Annotated in this window: 23 protein-coding genes and 1 other annotated feature; of the genes, 1 reads left to right on the forward strand and 22 read right to left on the reverse strand. The window is 32.4% G+C overall.

What is annotated here, in order from left to right:
• Positions 1-122: 122 nt before the first annotated feature.
• Positions 123-524, forward strand: a complete 402-nt coding sequence (locus U472_RS15700) for a hypothetical protein (RefSeq protein WP_068719674.1) — start codon at positions 123-125, stop codon at positions 522-524.
• Between the two features lie 127 nt (positions 525-651).
• Here U472_RS15700 and U472_RS15705 read toward each other — a convergent pair whose 3' ends face one another.
• From U472_RS15705 to U472_RS15810, 22 genes are all read right to left on the reverse strand, one after another.
• On the reverse strand, positions 652-1041 hold the full coding sequence (locus U472_RS15705; RefSeq protein WP_068719675.1) for a hypothetical protein: 390 nt from the start codon (positions 1039-1041) through the stop codon (positions 652-654).
• Positions 1042-1642: 601 nt separating this feature from the next.
• Positions 1643-1927 carry a hypothetical protein gene (locus U472_RS15710; RefSeq protein WP_068719676.1) on the reverse strand — a complete coding sequence of 95 codons (285 nt, stop codon included), beginning with the start codon at positions 1925-1927 and terminating at the stop codon, positions 1643-1645.
• Positions 1928-1982: 55 nt separating this feature from the next.
• The gene (locus U472_RS15715; protein ID WP_068719677.1) at positions 1983-2321 is read right to left on the reverse strand and encodes a hypothetical protein; all 339 of its coding nucleotides are present in this window, start codon (positions 2319-2321) and stop codon (positions 1983-1985) included.
• Between the two features lie 278 nt (positions 2322-2599).
• Positions 2600-3628: a hypothetical protein gene (locus U472_RS15720; RefSeq protein ID WP_068719678.1), complete on the reverse strand. Its 1029-nt coding sequence runs from the start codon at positions 3626-3628 to the stop codon at positions 2600-2602.
• Positions 3629-3797: 169 nt separating this feature from the next.
• Positions 3798-4652: a hypothetical protein gene (locus U472_RS15725; RefSeq protein WP_068719679.1), complete on the reverse strand. Its 855-nt coding sequence runs from the start codon at positions 4650-4652 to the stop codon at positions 3798-3800.
• A 157-nt stretch (positions 4653-4809) separates the two neighbouring features.
• Positions 4810-5667 carry a hypothetical protein gene (locus U472_RS15730; RefSeq protein ID WP_068719680.1) on the reverse strand — a complete coding sequence of 286 codons (858 nt, stop codon included), beginning with the start codon at positions 5665-5667 and terminating at the stop codon, positions 4810-4812.
• An 81-nt stretch (positions 5668-5748) separates the two neighbouring features.
• A complete protein-coding gene (locus U472_RS15735) occupies positions 5749-6021 on the reverse strand; it encodes a hypothetical protein (RefSeq protein ID WP_068719681.1) in 273 nt (90 codons plus the stop codon).
• Between the two features lie 365 nt (positions 6022-6386).
• On the reverse strand, positions 6387-6635 hold the full coding sequence (locus U472_RS15740; RefSeq protein ID WP_068719682.1) for a hypothetical protein: 249 nt from the start codon (positions 6633-6635) through the stop codon (positions 6387-6389).
• Between the two features lie 182 nt (positions 6636-6817).
• Positions 6818-7006 (reverse strand): hypothetical protein, encoded by a 189-nt coding sequence (locus tag U472_RS15745; RefSeq protein WP_068719683.1) that lies wholly within the window; start codon positions 7004-7006, stop codon positions 6818-6820.
• Positions 7007-7327: 321 nt separating this feature from the next.
• Complete coding sequence (locus U472_RS15750; protein ID WP_068719684.1) at positions 7328-8128, reverse strand: CAP domain-containing protein; 801 nt, start codon at positions 8126-8128, stop codon at positions 7328-7330.
• Positions 8129-8299: 171 nt separating this feature from the next.
• Positions 8300-9307, reverse strand: a complete 1008-nt coding sequence (locus tag U472_RS15755; protein WP_068719685.1) for a chymotrypsin family serine protease — start codon at positions 9305-9307, stop codon at positions 8300-8302.
• A 155-nt stretch (positions 9308-9462) separates the two neighbouring features.
• On the reverse strand, positions 9463-9729 hold the full coding sequence (locus U472_RS15760; protein ID WP_068719686.1) for a Veg family protein: 267 nt from the start codon (positions 9727-9729) through the stop codon (positions 9463-9465).
• 89 nt (positions 9730-9818) lie between these two features.
• On the reverse strand, positions 9819-10292 hold the full coding sequence (locus U472_RS15765) for a ribonuclease H-like YkuK family protein (protein ID WP_068719687.1): 474 nt from the start codon (positions 10290-10292) through the stop codon (positions 9819-9821).
• A complete protein-coding gene (gene rsmA / locus U472_RS15770) occupies positions 10293-11150 on the reverse strand; it encodes a 16S rRNA (adenine(1518)-N(6)/adenine(1519)-N(6))-dimethyltransferase RsmA (RefSeq protein WP_068719688.1) in 858 nt (285 codons plus the stop codon).
• Positions 11137-11694: a ribonuclease M5 gene (rnmV, locus tag U472_RS15775; RefSeq protein ID WP_068719689.1), complete on the reverse strand. Its 558-nt coding sequence runs from the start codon at positions 11692-11694 to the stop codon at positions 11137-11139. Before rnmV ends, rsmA begins: the two co-directional genes overlap by 14 nt.
• Positions 11695-11854: 160 nt before the next feature.
• Positions 11855-12874 carry a LacI family DNA-binding transcriptional regulator gene (locus U472_RS15780; RefSeq protein ID WP_068719690.1) on the reverse strand — a complete coding sequence of 340 codons (1020 nt, stop codon included), beginning with the start codon at positions 12872-12874 and terminating at the stop codon, positions 11855-11857.
• 555 nt (positions 12875-13429) lie between these two features.
• On the reverse strand, positions 13430-14746 hold the full coding sequence (locus U472_RS15785; RefSeq protein ID WP_068719693.1) for an extracellular solute-binding protein: 1317 nt from the start codon (positions 14744-14746) through the stop codon (positions 13430-13432).
• A 409-nt stretch (positions 14747-15155) separates the two neighbouring features.
• On the reverse strand, positions 15156-15920 hold the full coding sequence (locus U472_RS15790) for a TatD family hydrolase (RefSeq protein WP_068719694.1): 765 nt from the start codon (positions 15918-15920) through the stop codon (positions 15156-15158).
• 95 nt (positions 15921-16015) lie between these two features.
• Positions 16016-17962 (reverse strand): methionine--tRNA ligase, encoded by a 1947-nt coding sequence (gene metG / locus U472_RS15795; RefSeq protein WP_068719696.1) that lies wholly within the window; start codon positions 17960-17962, stop codon positions 16016-16018.
• 50 nt (positions 17963-18012) lie between these two features.
• Positions 18013-18239: a binding site (T-box leader), on the reverse strand.
• A 225-nt stretch (positions 18240-18464) separates the two neighbouring features.
• Entirely contained in the window at positions 18465-19703 is a 1239-nt protein-coding gene (locus U472_RS15800) for a methyl-accepting chemotaxis protein (RefSeq protein ID WP_068719698.1), read from the reverse strand.
• 186 nt (positions 19704-19889) lie between these two features.
• Positions 19890-21122, reverse strand: coding sequence for a methyl-accepting chemotaxis protein (locus U472_RS15805; protein WP_068719700.1), 1233 nt, complete (start codon positions 21120-21122; stop codon positions 19890-19892).
• Between the two features lie 106 nt (positions 21123-21228).
• Entirely contained in the window at positions 21229-23070 is a 1842-nt protein-coding gene (locus U472_RS15810) for an ATP-binding protein (RefSeq protein WP_068719702.1), read from the reverse strand.
• Between the last annotated feature and the right edge of the window lie 40 nt (positions 23071-23110).

Consider the following 23110-nt stretch of genomic DNA (forward strand, 5'->3'; position numbering starts at 1 on the left):
AACTGCTTTCATTTATAAATATATGCGACAGAAACCAAAATGTGCACAACTATCTCTTACAATTATTGGATAATTGTAATTTATTATTCTAGCATATATATATTATTAAGGGGGTGAATATATTGACCTTAGGTTATCCTGATAAAATATTACCTTATCCTGCTGTAGAGTATATTCCTCTAAGTATTAGAACTAAAATTTTTAGTAACAACTGGGAGAATAGATATCAAAATAAGTTATATGTTTTAGATAACCAAAGTAAATCTAAATCTCTGCTAAGTAGATTGGGAATAAATCATCCTGAGAATATTAATTTTAATAATAACTTATTAATCCTATTATTAAATGGAAAGGTAGAAGATATCTATTACCGTGGCTATAAAGTCCAGATGATTGGAGATAGTATAAATAATAGCTATCATCTCTTCACTATTACTAAGGAATACTTCTATAAAGATAAATTAACCTTCAATTTCTTCCTAGCTAACGGAGAACTTATATCAAAAGAGAGATATCAGCTTTAGCTGATATCTCTCTTTATTTATATAGGTATCTACTTAAAATTTCGATTTAGGACAATATGGGTATATTACGACACTTTTTACTTTAAAAAGTAAACAAAATATTAGGTTAGACTTCATAGTTAGATATCTAACCTATATATATTGATGGATTGGTCTCTATTTGATCTCTACCAATCTCCTGACCTGATAAAGTAATCACTCCCTCTACTGTCTCTTCAGTAAATTGCTTAGTTTGAGTCAGTTTACTTATATTAAATAGAAGAATAACCTCTCCTGCCTCAGAACTCCCAATATGAGAAGGAACTACCCCTTTTCCTGAAATCTCTTTACCCTTTTTATCAACACCAAAAAATTCAACTTGTTTATAATCAATATTATAGTTATCAACCTTCACAGACAGATAACCTGGCACTTGCTCATCACTAGTAGTAAATAAATGACCAATTCCAATATTAATATCCCTTCTCATCCGTAATTCATACTTCTTAGGTAAGTTAGTTTTTTTCAATACTTCCATTCTATATCCTCCCTTTGATTTTTTATCACCTTAAACAGAATAAGATATATGTTAATTCATGGATTAACCTATAGTAATAAACAGCAGATAGCAAAGTTTGAAATCTCTACCCTATCTTGACTTTATATTTTTCTAATCTGCAAAAAACAATTCAAGCATCAAATCAAACACTAGCTAAGGCTAAATGATTATTTAGATATTGTTAAAAAATAATAAAAAAATTTCTAAAAGTAACTATACAATTGTATTTAACTCAAATTAATATCCTTTCATTGATTGTATTGATAAATTTCCTAAAAATAAAAGATTAAAGGTGTTATTTAAAGATAAGCTTATGAACTTATTATCTGGAAATCCATCAAGGAAAGATCTAACTCAGTGAGAGGAAACCTTAAGTAGATACTTAAAGGAATTAAAAATATTATTGCAGGGCTTAACCTGAAAACCAATTTACTATACAATATTATGTCAACTAAAAATAAATTATACTTAATTGTTTCAATAAAAAGCATTTATATTTCCTTATAGCCTAATCTATTGCTTTAAATCTATAGTAAATAAATCAGATATAGATTAGCCCTGAAAGATATTAATGTTAATACTAGCTTTTGTCAGTCTTAACCTCTTCCGTACCTAAAAATAGTGCTTTAGAACCATCTTTAAATTCCTTAACTCCCATTCTCTCGTCATTTAATCTAACATCTCCTTTCTCATCTACCTCTAAATTGAAATCTTCTCCCAAAATCTCTTCCAAAGAGTTCAAGTTTAAAATTCCTGAAGATGAAGGATCACAATATATTATAATAATGTTCTTCTGGTTAACAGATATATCTGAGTTATTCTCTTGTGTTATGTCTTTAATTAAATGGTTAATATTATCATCCACAATTCTAACCCTCCTTTTTAATTTTTACTCATACAAAATTATTAAATAATAAGCCCTACTTTTTTCTGCTTTTATTACTTTGTCTGATAGTACTAGAGTCTGCATTATATACATTACTCTCAGGTTGCTCAGTTTTTTGTATAGAGTTAGCACTCTGGTTGATATTACCTTGAGATGATACACTTCTCTCCCTATTTATAGAATCACTCCCTTGGTTTACTCTAATTTCATCATCAGCTTCTGAAACAATCTGACTAGTATTGGTATCATTAGAGCAGATTACATTACTATTAGGCTGTTTAACATCTACATTACAGTTTTGACTCTGATTAATATCTCCACCAATACACCACTTCGGTAAACATTGTTTCTCCTTTTCTTTATTTCTAGACATATTCTCCCTCCCCCTTAACACAAAATCCTCAATATACTAATTTAGATATAAGAATCTATTTTAAATAATCGTACCTTGAGTTTATATTCAAAATACTTAAGGATCTTTAATAATTACTAACTTATCATCTATACATATTATGAATTGCAATCATATTCTGTTACTCAAAGCATATAAAAAGAAGACACTAAGGAGTAAACTATAAGCTATATTAAATAGAAGTTCGACTTAATTAAGTCGAACTTCTATAGATTACTAAATTAGATTATAATTTCTTATTAAGCTTCAACTTCATCTGTATCTTCTTCATACTCATCATCTTCAACTACATTTACTTGTTCACTCTCTGCATTAGCTTGATTTATGGTTACATTATTATCTGCATTTACACAAGCTTGAGGTTGTTTATTATCTTGGTTAATTTGAGCAGTCTGTTCACAATCACCAGGACCATCTACTTCTGCTGTTGCCGTAGCTGTGGAATCAGCATTTGCATCTGAATCACTCTCACTCTCTGCTTCAGCTTCTGATTCTGACTCAGATTCACTCTCACTTTCTGCTTCAGCTTCTGATTCTGACTCAGATTCACTCTCACTTTCTGCCTCAGCATCTGCATCGGCTTCTCCTATACCTACTCCTACTCCTATTGCATCAGCATTTGCGTCACTATCACTTTTACTATCTGCATCAGCACAAGCATTTGCGTCACTTTCACTATCTGCATCTGCATCAGCATCGGCATTTGCATCACTTTCACTTTCACTATCTGCATCAGCATTCGCATCACTATCACTTTCACTATCACTTTCACTATCTGCTTCTGAATCTGACTCACTGTCTGCATCAGCTTCAGACTTACTTTCTGATTCTGATTCACTCTCGCTTTCACTATCTGCATTTGCATTAGCTTCTACGTCAGCATTAGCATCTACATTGGCATCTATATCTGCATCAGCATCTAATCCTACATCTGCATCTACGTCTGCATCAGCATCCAATCCTACATCTGCATCTACGTCTGCATCAGCATCCAATCCTACATCTGCATCTACGTCTGCATCAGCATCTAATCCTACATCTGCATCTACGTCTGCATCAGCATCTAAGTCCACCTCTGTATCTGCGTCTACGTCTGTATCAGCATCCAATCCTACATCTGCATCTACGTCCACCTCTGTATCTGCTTCTACATCTGCATCTGCGTCTGCACTAGCTCCAGCTAAAGCTGCTGCTACTGATTCAGCTACAGACTCTGATATAGCTTCAATCAAAGCATCTAAATCAATATCAATGTCAATTGGACTCATTAGCATTCCTCCTTTTTTTAGTATTTGGTATATATTATGTATTTAGGAAAAAAGTGTTACAAATAATAGAGATTTTTTATTACAAACTATAGATAAAAAAAAGCTTAATTAAAATATAATTATATTTTAATCAAGCTAAAATATCGCAGAAATTGACTTATTAATCTAATCAGAAAGTTTGAATACTAAAGGGTTCAGGACTACAAACTCCAGTCAATTTTTCTGTATGGTTCTCCACTTCCTCTTCATTAGAAATTATATTCATTGTAGCCATATCTTCTTTTACAGATAATTCAAATTCACATTCTCCCCTATCTTCTTCATTAATATATAAAAGAGCAGTACCAGTGATCTTAACTTCTTCTCCTTGCTCATTGTAAATAACTTCGTTAACTTCACCTAGAGATGAAGGAGATAATACTAACTCTATAGTCTTTTCTCCTACATTATCTTTATGGAAATAATAAATAAAGTTCTCTTTGTCAGTACCTTCACTATGAACTACCATTGATAATTCAGTTATATTGACCTTGCTGACTGATAACATCGCTCTTTTACCCATTACATTAATTCTAATCTTTCTTCCATATCCATATACATTACATCTAATATTATCTTGATCTTTTCGATAGACTTGATAATCTTCATCATAATCAACTTCTTCTATACTATTTGGTGCATTTCTATTATCTGATTGACCTACATCCTGTAGTCCAAATCTATCTAAATCCTCTCTATCATCTATCTCTTCAAATATCCTTCTCTCATCTTCTTCAAAAACTATAATAGCACAGATACAGTCAATTGGTATATAGGTTCTTTCACACCTGTCTTTACCTTTATCTCTGTCTTCAACCAACACGACTATAGATTCATCAATTATTTCACAGATACAGCCTCTATGCCTACAGCAATCCCCACCAGATTGAATAATAATACTAACTCGCTCTGCTTCAATCTTTAAATCATCTAACAACTTTATCAATTCTTTACTACAATAACTTCTTTCAATTAATCCACTCATCTTATTCACCCCTCCTTTCCTAAGTTATAATACGAAATACTCTAATAATTTGTGAATAAAAGAAGAATCAAAAATATTTCTTTTAAATAGTTAAAACAATAATCTCACCACATAAAAAAGAGAGTTGCTTTTAACACCTCTCTTAAAACAATCTCCCTTATAAGACTTTTAACTTTCTTTCAACCTCAGATTTGGAATTTGAGTCTGAATCCCTAGAATCATTCTCTGTCTCTTGATTTTCATCTATAGCAATTTCATCACCTGAATTCTTCTCTCTTTTAGCTGCTATCTCCTTATCTTTATCCAGCTCTTCTATAGCAGATGAATCATCATCTACTTTCATAATATTAGCCTCATCATCTACATTATCATCACTGTTACTATATCTATTTCTTCTTCCACCATTGTGCAACCTAACTGCTACTATCTTATTAGTTGATATCTTAATTCGACTATTATCTTCATTTATCAGGACTATAAAATCACCGTAGACTTCACATAAGATACCGACTATCTTACAACAATCTGAACCACTAATAACTGTTACCTCTACAAAATCAAAATTTTCTGCATGTTTAGCCAATTCATCTTTAAAAATATGAGACTCAGCACTATTATAATTATTAATAAAAATATCTTCTTCTTTCTGTTTAAGTAACTCCTCTCTTAATTCACTTTTCAACTCTGCTTTCAATTCTTCCTTTAAACTATGTATTAATTCCCTTTCAAATTCACTTCCTTGACTTCTTCCCCTTTTAGACAATTTTCTGTCACCCCCTGTCTTTTTCCCAGCTTCTTGAGGCTCCAATTTCAAATTTATCTGCTTTAACATATCTAATACTTTATCAAGCTCCTTCTCACTAATATCAATATTAGAAGCATCAAATTGAGAAAAATCATTTAATGAAGGAGTAGGAGGATTACTTACCATTGGATTATTCTGATTTAATAACTCGTTGACTAGCTCTTCTAATAATGGTTCTAGAAGTTCTAAATCATAATCACTCTCCACCATCTTTAGACCTCCTTCCTAATAATTTTGATATTAATCGATTGGATAATCTAGATTATCCAACCGATTAAAACAATAATTTATCTAATCTCTAGGTTTACGTTTACACTCTCTTGCTGGATGAACTAAAGCACAGATTTTATCTAATAAAATATAAGTTCTGACACATACATGATTACTATCAATTAATACTAAAAAGCAATCATCAATTTCACAGATGCATCCTGTTATTTCACAACAACCTTCACCAGATTGAATAATAATAGTTACTTCTTCATTAGTATCTTTGATTTTATTTAATAATTTAACTAAGTCATCTCTACAAGAATCATATCCTTGGATTTCAACTTCACTCATATCTCTTTTCCCTCCTTTCATTTAAAACTAATACATACTATGACTCTATATCGGGATATGTTAATAAAAATAATTGGTTAAAATTTATATAATTACTATTATCCATAGCTGCATTTTGCTGGATGGACAGTGCACATATCTTATCTAGAAAAATATAGGTAATTGCATATATACACCTTTATCTTAGTTAATAATTTCGTCAATACCTTAAAATAAAAATCTCCCATTCAGCCCACCATTCCTACATCATCTCTCTGCTGCTAGATTTATATATAATATGATTCTTTCCTCAAATATGTTAAAAAAAGAGATAAGATTAATCTTATCTCTTTATCTTAATTATTTCACTTTATAAGTTTCTCTTTTTAATATTCGTCACAACAAGTTTGTGCTGGATGAACAAGAGCACAGATACAATCAAGTAAGATATAAGTTCTAATACAATTTCCATGCTTAGTATCAATTAATACTACAAAACAATCATCAACCTCACAGATGCATCCTGTAAATTCACAGCAGTCCTCTCCTGACTGAATGATAATATCAACCTGCTCATCAGTATCCTTTATCCTCTCCAATAAACATCTTAAGTCATCTCTACAAGTATTAGCCATCTTCTGCCTACCTCCTTATTAATAGTAATGGTAATTAAATTTCTTTCTTTTAACAATACATAATATGACCTCTTTAACCAATCTGTTAATAAAAAATACTGTAAATATCTATTCCATAAGGTAATTTTAGATATATTAATTATAATTTTCATTTAATACTTAATTAAGTTAAAAGCCACTACTTAAGAGCTATATTCTTCATCAAATAATTTAATATAGTCATCTTTAATCTCATCTATATCTACATCAACCTCTTCTTTTTTTAGGTAACTTCTATTATACAGATTTCCAATCAAATAATATAAAAATAATTTACATAAAAAATATAAAATTATAATAAATATTATAATTATAAGATAATCTCCCCCCATTGACTGATAACCTCCTCTTTAATATTTATTGATGACTTATATTAATCACTAAACTACTGACTACTTGCCCACCAGTTATAGCTCTAAAACCCTCTCCTTTTATATTTTATGAAAAAAGTTGAAATAATGTTAAGATAAAAATCATATGCTAAATAAATCTAATAGATGGAGGACTAGACTAATATAATTATAAAATAGAATTTAATATAGAAATTATCTGTTAATGGGTATATTATATCAAGCTAGCACAGAGACTAATACAAATAATAAAAAGAGTAGGTTGCAAAATTGCAACCTACTCTTTTTATTAAAAATCAAAAATTAATAACCTAAGTCAGCAAATTCTTGAGCAAACATCTTACCATAAGGACCACCATCAATAATACCAATTCCCACATGGGTATAATCAGGATGAAGAATATTATCTCTATGGCTTTGACTCTTCATTAATTCATTATGTGCCCATTCTACATTAGGAGCTCCTGCTATGTTTTCACCAGCTAAGTAATAATCAATGTTCAATCTTTGCATCATATCAAAAGGTGAACCATAACTAGGAGAAAAATGGCTAAAATAATCTTGATCAATCATATTTTGACTCTTCGCTCTAGCTACTTGAACCAATTTAAAATCAATTTTAAGAGGATTTAACCCTTCTTTAAGTCTTTCTTTGTTTAACATGTCTAGCATAAGCTCTTCATCTGCATTTAACGAATATACTTTCATCTCTGTCCAATCCTTATTATCAGTTATCTCTAAAGCATCATTTTCTTGATGATTAATGACTCCATCATCTTGTGTAACCACTTCAATCTCTACTGGAGGGGGCTGATTATCTGGTGAGGTCTCTTCTTGTGATACCAAATCATCACTTTGCTCACCATTACCATTTTGAATAGCAGAATTATCAATTGGATCAGCTATAGGTTCTGAAGTAGGATTCTTATCACCTACCATCCTTCCTAGAAAGAATAATGCCAAAAGAGCTTTTAAAACATTGAAAATATTATCATTTAAATCTACTCCTCCAAAGGCATAAGCAGTACCTGTACTAACTAAAACTATTGTTGGCATAATTAGTGCACAAATAAGTATCCATGTTATTATATTCTTTAGTCTCATTTACTCCCCCCTGTACTTTCTATACTTAATTTTATTATAACATATAGTAATTTAAAAGCAGAATGTAACTTATGGTAGCAAATTCAGCTAAAAATCAAGTCTAGAACTAAATAAATTATTAATAAGAATAAAAAAGCAGACATAAGTCTGCAAATAATCAAATTATATAATTTAGAAGGTTACATTTAAGGCAGTTAGGACATTATTTATCTTATTACAGATTGTACTCTTATCAGAACCTGCAAAAAGTAGACCTACAGCCTCATTATCTTTGTTTACAACTAGTGCACCACTATCACCAGGTTTAGAAAAAGGCTCTGTTATAATTTGGTCTGTAAAGATAGCAGATTCCTCAGCAGACAATTGAACTTTAATAGTAGCATTAACAGCCTTAATCTTAGCTGATGTCAGTCCACTTGTTCTACCACTCTTTCTAACTAACATCTTTAATTCTGGTTCAGCTACTCCTGCTACTTCCCCGATTCCTAAAATCTCTGAATCAATCAACTCAACATCTTTGGGTTTAGCAACAGCACAATCTACTTTATTATTTATTGATGACCTTTTAACCTCATAGGGTGCTCCTATTAATCTTCCTAACCCCTTTAATACTTGGTTAAATCCAGACATCAAAGGACAAGCAGGTGGCTGATCATTATAAATAGGTACAAAACGCTCTAAATAACCTATTACATCTTCCTCTTCATTACCACCATCATAACTACCTGGTTGCAAGATAGGATCTCCTTTACTTGCTCTACCATCACTACCATTTGTGATATTAGCTAAAACATGATTGTTTGATAAGATAAGTGGGTTTCCAGTCTTTTTGTCTTTAACCACCGCTCCAAAAGTACCTGCTGTAATCTTATAATGACCAATACTGACTCCTGGTTGAGCAGGTCGTAATTTAGTTATTCTTATCTTATCCTCGTTTGCTAATAACTCAACTTTACCTACCTCAATAACATCAGTCTTCTTATCCTCTAGACTCTGTGGTATAATATGCCCTTCATTTAAACTTTGGGCATCTAACTTACTCTCTACTAGGACCACAACACACTCTTCATTAGTCCTTCTACCTCCAATTTCTTTATATCCTTGACCTACTCCAACTACATTATCTAAAGAAAGAATATTCTCTAAGTACTTATCTATTATGTTCTGAATCTCATTCATTCTTCTATGTCCCCCCTTTCAGTTAATACAGTATATTCACTAACCTTACTTTTGTGATACAGGGGGGATAAAAAATGTATTATATAAATCTAGAATTTATCCAAAAATAAAAAAGGAACTGTAACCTGTACAGGTTACAGTTCCTTTTATAAAGATTAAACACTAATACATCCAATCTTCATATTATTATCTTTAATCTTTACTTCAACAGTTTCTGTTAACACATCTGCATAACTATATGAAATACGTCGAGGGCTTTGATCTTCATCAACCTTCACTACAAATACCTTTGGATATGTTTGTTCCAAAATTCCTTCTTTCTCAATAATCTTACGCCGACCTTGGTTAGCTTTTAATTTCACCTTTTTTCCAACAAAGGAGTCTAAGTCACTCTTAATTTGACCTAAAATGTTATCTGACATGTTGACCCACCCTTCTGGAATTACTATTACTAATTATACCAAAATTAAAGAAATAAGTCAAATAAACTAATTTCCTTAAATACTAATAATTACTTAGTATATCTATCAGCAACATTGGATGCTCCATAGGCAAATGGCTTAATCTTTGCCTTATACCCACTACCAACAACCATCCCTACCACTTCATTAATTAATTGCTTAGTCTTTCCTCTTCTCCCTACATCAAGATGAACCTCTATATCCAAATCACAGATAAAGTCTTCTTCTAATATCCTATCTTTTAACTTACTTGCTAGCTCTAAGCTTCTTCCAGTTTCATAATAAATTCTCTGCTGAAAGGTTAGTTGTGGATTTAATTCATCTTTGATGTAATAAAACCTAGCTCCTTTTCCTTCACGATAGATGATTATAGTAGTTACCAGTATGATTCTATCACTTGGTTGAGAATCACTACCAATTATCAACTGATAATTACATTCAGGCAGACTTTTTACAAAACCAATAATACTACAGTAGGTCTGTTCAAAATTCAATTTACCTTCTGTAGGGCTGATAAATAACATTTATTCTCCTCCAGTTAAATTAAATAGAGCATTACTTAACTGAGCAAAGGTTTCAATACTCAATTTTTCTGCTCTTCTTCTTGGATCAATCCCTACTTCCTCCAATGCTTGGTCGATTAAATCACGGTTTAAATTTAGATAAGGTGCCTTACTTAAAGAATTTCTAATGGTCTTCCTTCTTTGATGAAAAGCTGATTTAACCACCTTAAAAAAGAATTCTTCATCTAATACCTCAAGATTTTGTTCTTCTTTTACTTTTAAGTCCATCACAACCGATTCGACCTTAGGTTGTGGTATAAAGACAGTGGGAGGCACTACAAAGGCAATCTCTGGATTACTATGATACTGTACTCCAATAGATAAAACACCATAATCTTTACCCCCTGGTGATGCTACCATTCGCTCTCCTACCTCTTTTTGTATCATTACTACTATCTTTTCTACATCAAAGCCTTCCTCCAGCAATCTCATTATGATAGGAGTAGTAATATAATAAGGTAGGTTAGCTACCAGCTTAAAGCTTCCATCTACTAATTCAGAAAAATCTACATCTAAGGCATCACCATGAACTATCTCTATATTATTATATACATTTAAAGATTCTTTTAATACTGGAATTAACCGATTGTCTAATTCAATAGCAATTACCTTAGCCCCTGTCTCTGCCATCTTCTGAGTCAAAGATCCAATCCCAGGTCCAATTTCAATTACTGTATCATCTTCTGTTAACTCAGCTGTTTCTACTATCTTATTTAGAATATTATTGTCAATTAAGAAGTTCTGTCCTAGACTCTTCTTTAATTGTAAATTATGTTTACTTAAAATATCTTTTGTATTACTTGGATTAGCAATTTCCATCCTCAACACCCCTAGTTACCTTTTCTAATGCCAGTATAAACTCTTCTCTAGTTATACCATAATTATTCAATCTATTTAAGAACTGCTTACCATTAGCATAACCAATCCCTAGCTCATTACCAACTTTATCTCTCAACTCCTTTGACTCATAGCCCCCTATTAATCCCAGAGCAACCAAATCATCCTTAATAAACTTCTTCTCTTCTTTTTGATAAGCAACCTTAGCCTTAGTTAATGCTTCTCTAATAGCTTCAGGACTGGCATTTTCAATACCTATATCACCAGATTTAGTAGCTTTGTTCTGAACCAAATATGCATCTTTACACCCAGGTACTGCATCCTTTATTCTTCTTCTAATCTGCTCTCCAGCATGATCTGGATCTGTAAATATAATGACTCCTTTCTTCTGTTGAGCTAACCTTATTCTATTTAAGACACTCTTAGATAAAGAAAAACCTTGTGTGATAATTACTTCTGCATCTACCGCCTTCTTAACTGCATCCAAATCATCTCTACCTTCTACTACTATAACCTCTTTTATCATCCCATCCCCCTTATTTAATTTTTTCTCTATATTAATTAGTCTAATTAATTGTAAATTTATTAAACCCTAAAATTGCAACTATTTCTTGATAAAGTGCAAAGGTTGCCATGAATAAAACATAGCAACCCTATACTTTCTTCTATTCTTCGCTAACCCTAATTTATCCTTTATATCCTCCACAAGAATCTCTAATAATCATATTGGTCTTAACTATTTCATGATAATATTCTGTAGGCTCTTTATTGATTATATTGATTAAGCTTTTAGTAGCTGTACTTCCCAATTCGAAGATATTAATATCCACCGTTGTTAAAGAAGGGGTAATTAACTGTGATAGAGGGTTATTATTAAAACCTACTACCGATACATCACCAGGAACCTTTAGACCCAATTCCTTAATCCCCAAAATAGCTCCATAGGCCATTAAATCATCAACAGCAAATATAGCAGTTAATTTGGGGTAAGACTCAAGTAATTCTTTAGTATATTTAGTGGTTAAGCCATGATGTCCTGTTGTCTGGATAATATAATTAGGGTTATACTCTATTCCATTATCTTCTAAGGCACGTTTATACCCCTCTAATCTATCTTTATAAACTATATATTTACTATCTCCAGTTATTACCCCAATCTTCTCATGCCCCAACCCAATTAAATACTCTACTAATTTTTTAGTTGATTCAATATTATCATTATTTACCCAAAAATTATTCTTTTCATCTTCTGGACGACCAACTATAACAAAAGGAGTTTTTAGTTTTTTCAATTCTTTAAGCAATTTATCATTACTTCTAGCCCTTAAGATTAATAGACCATCAACCCTCTTACTTCTTACAGCTTTAAGTGTTACTTCTAACTCTTCTTTCATGCCATTACTGGTAATAAGTAATAAGCTATACTCTTTGTTTTGAGCCACTGAACCAATACCTCTTAATATTTCAGAGTAAAAAGGATCAGCAAAGGCTTCTTCAGTAGAATAAGGCATGACCAATCCCAAAGTATTCGTCTTCTGTTTGACTAAGCTTCGTGCAATAATATTAGGATGGTAACCAATCTCCTTCATCGATTTTTCTACCCGCTTTTTAGTCTCACTACTAATTCTAGGATGATTATTTATAACTCTAGAAACAGTAGAAGGAGATACCCCAGCACTCTTTGCAACATCTTTAATAGTAGGCATAACTACCTTCCTCTCTTGAACTAATAATATTATTAAATGATTAGAAGTAAGACCCTTCTCTTAAATTGAATATACAAGCTTTGATCAAAACCTTACTTCAAGTAATTTTATAGAACATACAATAAAACCCTTTAATACAATACTTCCAATATACTATTAAGTTTATAGAAAATCTACACTAGGAGTCAAGACTACCTGTTAAAAATATTAAATAAAATTCATTAATTTAAAAATTTCATCTGTTAATATTGATAAACTAAAGATATATTCTTTACCTCTTTTTATTATTATATCAAAGTTTCTATTTTAACTAAAGCTGATTGAATTATTATCATTGAAAAAGTTATATAGAGTTTATTTGGGATTATTTTACAAAATAAACTAAATGAGGTCAAAACAATAAAATCATAGGCAAAATGCCTATGACTTCTAACCCTTTACTCAACTTAAGATCAATCCTCCTACTAAATAGCAAGAAAATATTAAGAATAGAGCCATTACTAGAAGCATGATTAATACAGAAGCATCTGTGATGGTTACATAGATTATATAATCTTATTTTGTCTTTGAAATTTTCTTTTCAACTATCTCCTGCATCTGAGCAGCTCCTTTGGCAGGATTTAAATCACCAGCCATAACACTTTCTAATACTGGAGCAATAGCATCCCAGACTGCCTTCATTTCTGGAATTATAGGCATAGCCTTGCTATTTCTTAACTGTTTAGCTAAACCACTCAGAATCTGATCTTCTCTAATGATTGGTAGATTATAAATAGACTTATTTGTTGGAAGTAACTTATGCTTCTCAACTAATACCTTCTGAGCTTCTTTACCTGTCATAAATTTAATAAATTTTAAAGCAGCAATCTGCTCAGACTCTGATAACTCAGATATCATAATATATCCGCTACCACTTATCATAGGTTGAGCATATTTACTACTCTTTTGGAATATAGGAAGTGGAGCAATACCTAAGTCAATATCCTTATCTTCATCATAACTTTTATAAGACCAGTCCCCATCAATAATATATGCAGCTTTTCCTTCTTTAAATAAACTATCCATTAGATGAGAATCAACTTGCTCTGGAACAATCTTATGTTCAAATTTCAAATCATGAACAAACTGTAAAGCATCTTTAGTGGCCTGAGTATCTAATATTGGATTATTATCTTCATCAAATGCCCAACCTCCAAAACCACCATGGAATGCTACCCACCAGGAGGGGTCAGTTAAATGATATACTAAGCCATATTGGTCTATTTCCCCATCATTATCTATATCTTTGGTTAAACCTTTTGCCATAGAAATTAGCTCCTCCCAAGTCTCTGGGGCTTTATCTACTAATTTCTTGTTATAGAGTAATGTCAAATGATTGCCCATAGTATCTGGTACACCATAAATATGACCATTAAGACTCATACTAGGTAATGCATTCTCAATATACATACTTTTCATCTCTTTACTCATTAAATCTTCTAAAGGCTGAGCAATTCCCATTATAGAAAATGGTCTAATATGATCAAAAGAACTAAGAGTTAGTGTCGGTCCTCCCCCACCCATAAATGCTGTTTGAGTATTCTGTCTTAACTCTTCTGTTTCCATATGTGTTCTTTCAACTATAATATTAGGATATCTTTTTTGGAATTTATCAATTAGTTGGTCTAGGGTCTTTCCAACTTTGGGATCAACCCCTTCCCATAATTTAATAATTACTTCTTTATTGATCTCTTTTAAGTCTAGCCCTGTAGCCTCTTGCTTAGACTTTTGAATTTGCTCAGTGCTAGCAACTTTGTTTTCAGCTTCTTGATTACTACTACACCCTACTAGTAGTAAAGAAAATACTAGTACGATGATTATACTTTGTTTCACTTTAGTTCCTCCTCTTAATTTTATTTTGGTCTTAAGATCAAGCTACTTCCCTTAAAAACATCTACAATATCCCCTTTATTATCTACTTATAAAATTACTTAGAAGAAACTATCTATTTTACTAAGATAAATCCATCTTGTTTTACATTATATTGTATTTTTACTACATTTATATATTCGTTATTAATGTAGTAAGTCCTGCACCTTAATCTCTTTTAACTATGAAAATTTAACTAAAAATATCTTTAAAATAAAAAGCTACTATGACTTATCATAGTAGCTTTAGCATTATCTATTAAATTTCTAAATTCTTTAATTTACTATAGCTTCATAAGCCCCTCTAATAGTTAGCTGTGTAATCATTAATCTTAGGCTAATACTTAACTGAAAAATCATTACTTAGACTAATATTATTTTAAATTCAATAGTTTCTTTGCATTTGCTGTTGTTACTTTTGCAACCTCTTCTAGACTAATACCTTTAATCTCTGCTATCTTCTCTGCTACATTTATAACAAATTTAGATTCATTTCTCTTTCCACGATGTGGGGCAGGAGTTAAGTAAGGAGCATCAGTCTCTATTAAGATATCCTCTAAACTTATATCTTTGACAACTGCTCTTAAATCTTTAGCATTATTGAAAGTAATTACTCCACCAAAAGCAAGATAAAAACCCATATCTATAATTCTCTTAGCAGTGGCTAAATCATAGGCATAACAATGTAAAATCCCTTGTAAACCTTCAGCTGATTCATCTAAAATCTTAAGGGTATCCTCTTTAGCATCACGACTATGGATTACAACTGGTAAATTAAGTTCTTTAGCTAATTGTAATTGCTTCTTAAAGGCTTCTTGCTGCTCTTTTCTTGGAGAGTTATCATAATAATAATCTAATCCAATCTCACCAATTGCAACTACCTTATCATTTTGAGCCAGTTCTCTTAATTCAGTATAGTCATCTTCATTAATACCTTTTGCATCATGGGGATGAACACCTACAGCAGCATAAATAAAGTCATACTCTTTAGCCAAATTTACAGAGTTACGACTAGATTCCATATCAGCACCAACATTGACTATCTTCTTTACTCCAGCATCATAAGCTGCTTGAATTACCCCATCCCTATCTTTATCAAATCGATCAAAATCTAAATGTGCATGAGTATCTATAAACATAATATCACCCCTAAATCAGTAACTAGTAACAGGTAACAAGTGACAAGTTCTTAATTACTTACTGGTTATTCGTTACTTGTCACTCATCACTGAACTTACTTCACTCTTGCCCCACTATCGATATCTCTATCAACTGTAGTTACAGTCAATTCTCCTTCATCATTAGAAGCTGCCAAAATCATACCATTTGATTTAACACCAAAGATAGTAGCAGGCTTTAGATTAGCAACCATAACTACCTTCTTACCTACCAAATCTTCTGCTTCATAATGCTTAGCAATTCCAGCAACTAATTGGCGCTTCTCTTCACCTAATTGAACCTGTACCTTAAGTAATTTATTACTTCCTTCAATCTGTTCTGCTTCTAACACCTCAGCTATCCTTAATTCTAATTTGCCAAATTCATCAAAAGTTATATATTCTTGTTCAGACATCTTATCTTCACCCTTTTTCTTATCTTTACTTTTCGCTTTATTCTCTTCCTCTAATTGCTTATAATATTCTTCAGCATCTATTCTAGGGAAGATTGGATCACCATTCTTAACTTTAGTACCAGCTTTTAACTTACCTTTAGCTTTAGCATCTTCCCAGCTCTGCTCTGTTAAATTCTCTTCAATACCTAATTGCTTCCACATCTTAGCTGGTGCTTCTGGTAAGAAAGCAACTAAAGTAATCGCTACTCTTCTTAAAGTATCTAAAAGGTTATACAATACTGTTCCTAATTCATCATGTTTATTCTCATCCTTAGCCAAGACCCAAGGAGTGGTCTGGTCAATATATTTATTGGTTCTTCTAATTAAATTCCATAGCTCTTCTAAAGCAACACTAAATTGCAAGCTCTCTAGATTCTCTTCTAAAGATTTAAAGGTACTAGCAGCTACCTCTGCTAAATCAGCATCAAATTCAGTCTCTACTTTTGCTTCTGGAACTACTCCATCAAAGTACTTATCGACCATTGCTACTGTTCTATTCAATAAGTTTCCTAAATCATTGGCTAAGTCAGAGTTGATTCTCTGAATAAAGTTATCTGTAGAATAAGAACCATCAGTTCCAAAGGCAATCTCTCTTAATAGGTAGTAACGGACTGCATCTACCCCAAAGTCATCGATTAACTTAACTGGATCGATTACATTTCCTTTAGATTTAGACATCTTTCCACCATCAACTAGTAAGAACCCATGACCAAATACCTTCTTAGGCAGAGGTAAATCTGCTGCCATTAAGATAGTTGGCCAGATAATTGTATGGAATCTTAAGATATCCTTACCTACAATATGGATATCAGCAGGCCAAAATTTATTGAACTTTTCTTCATCTCTATTCCAATCAATACCTGTTAAGTAACTCGTTAAGGCATCAAACCAAACATAAATTACATGCCCTTCATCAATCGGTACTGGAATTCCCCAATCAAAGGTAGTTCTAGAGACACACAAATCTTCTAATCCATCTTTGATAAAATTAATCATCTCATTACGTCTTTTAGCAGGCTGAATAAAATCAGGGTTCTCCTCTAGGAACTCTAATAATCTATCTTGATATTTGGACATTTTAAAGAAATAGCTCTCTTCTTCTGTCCACTCTACAGAACGATTACAATCTGGACAATTACCATCCTCATCTAGCTGTCTCTCCATCCAGAAGGTTTCACAAGGTGTACAATAATACCCTTCATACTTACTCTTATAGATATCACCTTTATCATAAACCTTCTTAAAGATATACTCTACATCTTTTCTATGTTCATCACTAGTAGTCCGAACAAACTCTGTATAATCTACCTTAAGTTTATCCCATAAATCTTTAAAAGTTGCCACTACCCCATCAACATACTCCTTAGGAGACATATCATGTTTAGCAGCAGTCTTTTGGATCTTCTGACCATGTTCATCAGAACCAGTAATCAGTTCACACTCATACCCCTGTAGCTTCTTAAATTTAGTAATCGTATCTGCTGCTGTTGTCGTATAAGTATGACCAATATGTAGCTTATCATTTGGATAATAAATCGGTGTAGTTACGTAAAAATTCTTATCACTCATCTTTATTCCTCCTATTTTTTAGTTAAATATAAAAAACCCTCATCCCTAAATTTAGGGACGAGAGTTTAAATTTCGTCGCGGTACCACCCTAATTGCTATAAACCTGATTATATAGCCACTCTTAAGCTGATAACGGTAGCAACCCGATATGACCTACTAGATTTCAACCATATAGCTCCAGGACCATCTTCAGTATTCTTACTATTACTGGTTCTCAACCTCCGCCCAGCTCTCTGTAAATAGTTTAAATACTTACTCTTCCTTTCTCTGCTTTTACCTATATATACAACAATAAACTGATTCTCTTCAATATCTATAAATCCCCTACGGGTTCTTTGAACCCTTCGTAAACAATAAGTGCCTAAAAAAAACTACTAAGCACTTATTGACTCTACTCTGCCTTTATCCCATATATAATAAAAACCAATCTCTAATTTATTATCTCCAACTTAACTTAAAATATACCAAAATATAAGTAGCTTTGTCAAGGACATTAGAATTATTAGTTAGATAAGTTTATCTCTTCAACCAATTTCTCTAAATCGGCTACAACCGCCTCCAATTTACTAACAGTTTCTGAAGATTTTTGTGCTTCAACGGACTGTTCTTGACTAATAGCAGCTACTTCTTCTGCAGAAGCAGATATCTCTTCTACAAAACTTGCTATATCCTCACTAGAAGATACAGCCTTATCTAAAGCCACATCTAATTGATTTACTTTATCTTTAATAGTAATAAACTCTTTATTAGCTTGATTAATGATATCTAAACCAGTATCAGCCTTTTCACGACCAACTTGCATTTCTTTTACAGTATCTTCAGATTGTCTTTTCATCTGTTTAATTAACTCTACTATATCTTCAGCAGACTTATTCGATTCTTCTGCCAACTGTCTAATCTCTTCAGCTACTACTGCAAACCCTTTACCATGCTCTCCAGCTCTTGCAGCCTCAATACTAGCATTTAATGCTAATAGATTTGTCTGTTCAGCTATATTAGTAATAGCTCCAACAAAATTACTAATCTCTTGAGTAAAGCTATTTAACTTGTCCACTGTTGTTGCAGAATGATTGATACTTAAGTCAATCTCTTCCATTATCTCTACAGCACGGCTGATAATCGCATTTCCTTCATTAGCAGCATTGGAGATATCTCTAATAGATATCTGATTATTATCAGTAATATTCCCATTTATTCTTTGGATATTATCTGATAGCCCTTGAATTAAATTAACATTCTGCTCAGCACTACTTGCTACCTCTCCAATAGCTTCAGCAGACCTAATTGCCATCTCATCTGCTTGTCTAGTAGATAGAGATAATTCTTTACTTACTTGACTTACCTCAGTAGTAGTATAATTAATCTCTTTTAACATCTTATTCATATCTATTATCATATTACCCAACTCTCGCTGCAAATAACCTATTTCACCAGAACGATGAAATTTTAAATCTTCTTCTTTTAGCTCATCTTTTCCTATATTCTTTACTAACTTAATCATCTCTTTAATAGGTCTGATAATCATAAACTCTGTTAAAGCTTGTATCACTATCATACTTATAATAATATTGGTAATAGCCGAAATGATAACTGGATTTAGCCCCATAGAGTGCTCCATAATATATCCTTTTGCAACCTCAGCAAAAGTAGGCCCTGCCAATAAAGAGAGTAATAATACTAAAGCAAACCTATACCTCAAACTCAATCCTATATTAGAAGGTTTCTTGAATTTTAACTTCACTTTTTCACAACCCCCCCATTTATACATTCTAACTATATATTGAATTCTACAAAATAATACTAATTCCTTCTTTATAGACCAGTTCTGAAAACAAATTATTTAATAGACTGTATATTAAAATCAATCTTTAGTAAAAAATAAAGGAATTTCTAAGAATATTCTCAGAAATTCCTTTATCTCAATAACCTAATCTCGATATAGCTGTAAATCTTCAACTAGCTGTTGTAAATCGGTTACTAATATATCTAGCTCATTTGCTAAAGCTGATGTCTCTTGAGCATCTGCAGACTGCTCTTGACTAATAGCAGCTACCTCTTGAGCTGCACCAGAAATATCTTCTGTAAATGTAGCAACCCCCTCCATAATCTCCATTACACTATCTAAAGTATTATGGAGGTTATCTACTCTATTTTTTATATCAGCAAAGGATTGATCAGCCTGATTAATAACTTGAAGTCCTGAGTTGGCTTTTTCTCTACCTACTCTCATCTCTTCAACAGTAGCCTTAGATTTTTTAGTCATATCTTTAAGTAAAGCAACTATATCCTCAGCAGCAGTATTAGACTCTACTGCCAACTCTCTGATTTCTTCAGCTACCACTGAGAAACCTTGACCAGCTTCACCAGCTCTAGCTGCTTCAATAGATGCATTTAACGCTAATAAGTTTGTCTGTTCTGCTATCCCTGTGATAGCATCTACAAAACGACTAATATTTTGAGTAAATTCATTCATCTCTTCTACTATAACTGTAGATCTATTGATTCTTTGAGCAAGTTCTGTAATCATATTAACAGCATCACCAATAACTTCCGTACCGGTATTAGCAACATTGGATACAGCTTGAATAGAGTAATTAGTACTACCAGCAATACCGATTATCTCTTTAATACTCATCTTTAATCCCTGCACCAGATTAACCTGCTGTTGTGACTTAAAGGCTATATCCTGTATAGAATGAGCTGCTTGTTGACTCATCATACCTGATTCCTCAGAAGCTCTAGCCAAATTATTACTTATATCTCCTACATGCTCAGTAGTATTATTAATCTTCTCTAACATCTTAGTCATACTTATTATCATCTTATTTAACTCTCTTTGTAAAGAGCCTATCTCATCATTACGTTTTACTTTATTCATACCAATATCGAAATTTCCCTTAGATACTTGACAAGTTAACTTAGTCATCTCAGTAATTGGTTTTATAATTAAACGATTGGTCAACAATAAAATCATACTAGTTATAATAATCCCTTGAATAACTGTTGTAACATAAATCAAAAACTCTCCCTGATAGATATTACTTGAAATGAGTAGATTTAATTTATCAGCAATAAATGAACCTATAAACAAAGATACAATTACTGCAAGAATAAATTTAATCTTTAAACTTATCTTTAACTTCTTTCCCCGCTTCTTCAAGCTAATTCCTCCCCCTTATATTCTTATGACTCCAATATCACTACATTATTTATTCTACAATATTATCAAATTACCTTTAATTTAAATAAGATTAGTAATTTTCATATTATTCTATTCCTTCATAAATTTTACCAAAAATCGATTTTCTAGCAGTAACTTTACCCTTCTCTGCTAGCTGATTTAATTTATCTTCTAAAGCATTTCTATCTAAGATTATATCTAATTTATTATTAATCTCCTCTAATTTTGATACCATATCATTCCCGTCTATGGGTAAACTATCTACAATGGCTTGATATAACTTTTCATCCTCTGCTTCACTATGGTGCTTTAATTCCTCAAAAGGATTTTCAGTATGAGGACTTTCAGTCTTAGAAGCTCTAATCCTAACTGCTAAAGTCCTTCCAAAGATAGCTGAAGAAACAAAGGTATCTCCAGAACGCAAGTAAGGTAGTCGTTTAGCTTCTTCTGCTGTCAAATCTGTCTCCTGCTTAATCGTCTCAATATCACTAGCTCTAACAGTTCTAAAGACAAATTTAGTATTCAATTGTGCCGTTACTGTCTCATCTAATAGGGTTGGTCTTTGGGTAGCTAAGATCAAGAAAGTTCCATACTTTCTTCCTTCTTGAGCTATCTCTTTAATTACCTTATTTGCTGGAGCATCATATCCTTTTGGGGCAAAGTTATGAGCTTCATCAGTTGCAATTACAAAAGGCGGAAAATATTCTACCTCCTGCTGACGATATTGAGCATCTTTATAATCTCTTCTCTTACGATATAATGTGCCTAATACATAGGTAGCAAACACCTGTAGTAACCAGATTGGACCTTGGATAACTACCAGCTTACGCTCTTTAATTCCTACTTCAATTTGGTCAATACTATGGCTAAATAGCCCTTCCCTCTCTAAACGATTTAATCTCCAGATTAAGCCACTAACTGAACTTGGAGGCAAATTACCATATGCATCTAGTAGCTCTAAATACATCTGATATTCTTCCTTTAAGTCACCCTCTACTGCCCCGCTCTTCACATCTCGTTCTAAGCGTTTTCTGCCCAACTCTTGGGCTTTTTGGAGATCTTCCAATCTTCCCTTAAAACTCAATAGACTATCCCTCTTATGATGTAAGCTTTGAACAGCATTGATCATAGAATCACTTAAACTACTAGCTGCTGCTAATAGATCAGATAGGTCTTTGGTACTTAAATCAGTAAAATTTACCCCTACAGTCTGTCCAATTTGATAAGCTTCAAAAGCATTACTAAAGTCTTTAGTATACTTTTGATCTAGCCCCTTGAAATTTGTACTAAAATCCATCTCAAAATGGGGATCAAAGACAACCGTTGGCACTCTCAACTTCATTAGTTCTTCTAAGATAACCCTCATTCCAAAGGACTTACCTGAACCAGAACCACCTATAATTCCAATATGGGGATATTGGTGCATAGCCTTAACCTTAAAGTTAAAGGGAACCCCCTCCTGAGAAACTACCTTTCCATTTTCAAATAAAGGGGCAATATCCTTTAAATCTTCATCCATCTCTTGGCTCATCTCTTCTGTTCCTTTGATTACACCAAGAACCAATCCTTCTTCTGGCTTTTCTTTAACCAATAGATTCTTTACCTCACTAAATTCAGGAGTTACTACATTAGAGCCAGTTTTAATTGGATAAGGTGCTTCTTCAAGTAATCTCACTTTAGCAATATTGATCTCATCTTCAGAGATGTTATAGCCTATACTCTGCAAAGAAGCAATAACACCTTTATCTACAAATCCCTTATCTATCGATAATGGTATATATCTATTATAAGCCTGTGTCTCTACAACTTCACCTAAAGGTGTACCTAAACTTTCATCTACTATCTTTAGCATCTCATTGATTCTAAATTTTCTCTCTTTAGAGGCTACATAAACCTCCTGTTGAGTAGTCAAACCTACTACTTGCATATCCAACCACCTTTCCTATATATAATTTACAGTTTACAAT

It is taken from the genome of Orenia metallireducens, from assembly GCF_001693735.1.
Taxonomy (GTDB): Bacteria; Bacillota; Halanaerobiia; order Halobacteroidales; family Halobacteroidaceae; genus Orenia; species Orenia metallireducens.

Excerpts from the sequence above, each read along its gene's own strand:
- U472_RS15745 (WP_068719683.1), bottom strand. The coding sequence starts at position 7,006 with ATGGGGGGAGATTATCTTATAATTATAATATTTATTATAATTTTATAT.
- U472_RS15730 (WP_068719680.1), bottom strand. The coding sequence starts at position 5,667 with ATGGTGGAGAGTGATTATGATTTAGAACTTCTAGAACCATTATTAGAA.
- rnmV (WP_068719689.1), bottom strand. The coding sequence starts at position 11,694 with ATGATAAAAGAGGTTATAGTAGTAGAAGGTAGAGATGATTTGGATGCA.
- U472_RS15790 (WP_068719694.1), bottom strand. The coding sequence starts at position 15,920 with ATGTTTATAGATACTCATGCACATTTAGATTTTGATCGATTTGATAAA.
- U472_RS15755 (WP_068719685.1), bottom strand. The coding sequence starts at position 9,307 with ATGAATGAGATTCAGAACATAATAGATAAGTACTTAGAGAATATTCTT.
- U472_RS15750 (WP_068719684.1), bottom strand. The coding sequence starts at position 8,128 with ATGAGACTAAAGAATATAATAACATGGATACTTATTTGTGCACTAATT.
- rsmA (WP_068719688.1), bottom strand. The coding sequence starts at position 11,150 with ATGGAAATTGCTAATCCAAGTAATACAAAAGATATTTTAAGTAAACAT.
- U472_RS15715 (WP_068719677.1), bottom strand. The coding sequence starts at position 2,321 with ATGTCTAGAAATAAAGAAAAGGAGAAACAATGTTTACCGAAGTGGTGT.
- U472_RS15740 (WP_068719682.1), bottom strand. The coding sequence starts at position 6,635 with ATGGCTAATACTTGTAGAGATGACTTAAGATGTTTATTGGAGAGGATA.
- U472_RS15780 (WP_068719690.1), bottom strand. The coding sequence starts at position 12,874 with ATGCCTACTATTAAAGATGTTGCAAAGAGTGCTGGGGTATCTCCTTCT.
- U472_RS15705 (WP_068719675.1), bottom strand. The coding sequence starts at position 1,041 with ATGGAAGTATTGAAAAAAACTAACTTACCTAAGAAGTATGAATTACGG.
- U472_RS15760 (WP_068719686.1), bottom strand. The coding sequence starts at position 9,729 with ATGTCAGATAACATTTTAGGTCAAATTAAGAGTGACTTAGACTCCTTT.
- U472_RS15765 (WP_068719687.1), bottom strand. The coding sequence starts at position 10,292 with ATGTTATTTATCAGCCCTACAGAAGGTAAATTGAATTTTGAACAGACC.
- U472_RS15725 (WP_068719679.1), bottom strand. The coding sequence starts at position 4,652 with ATGAGTGGATTAATTGAAAGAAGTTATTGTAGTAAAGAATTGATAAAG.
- metG (WP_068719696.1), bottom strand. The coding sequence starts at position 17,962 with ATGAGTGATAAGAATTTTTACGTAACTACACCGATTTATTATCCAAAT.
- U472_RS15810 (WP_068719702.1), bottom strand. The coding sequence starts at position 23,070 with ATGCAAGTAGTAGGTTTGACTACTCAACAGGAGGTTTATGTAGCCTCT.
- U472_RS15735 (WP_068719681.1), bottom strand. The coding sequence starts at position 6,021 with ATGAGTGAAGTTGAAATCCAAGGATATGATTCTTGTAGAGATGACTTA.
- U472_RS15720 (WP_068719678.1), bottom strand. The coding sequence starts at position 3,628 with ATGAGTCCAATTGACATTGATATTGATTTAGATGCTTTGATTGAAGCT.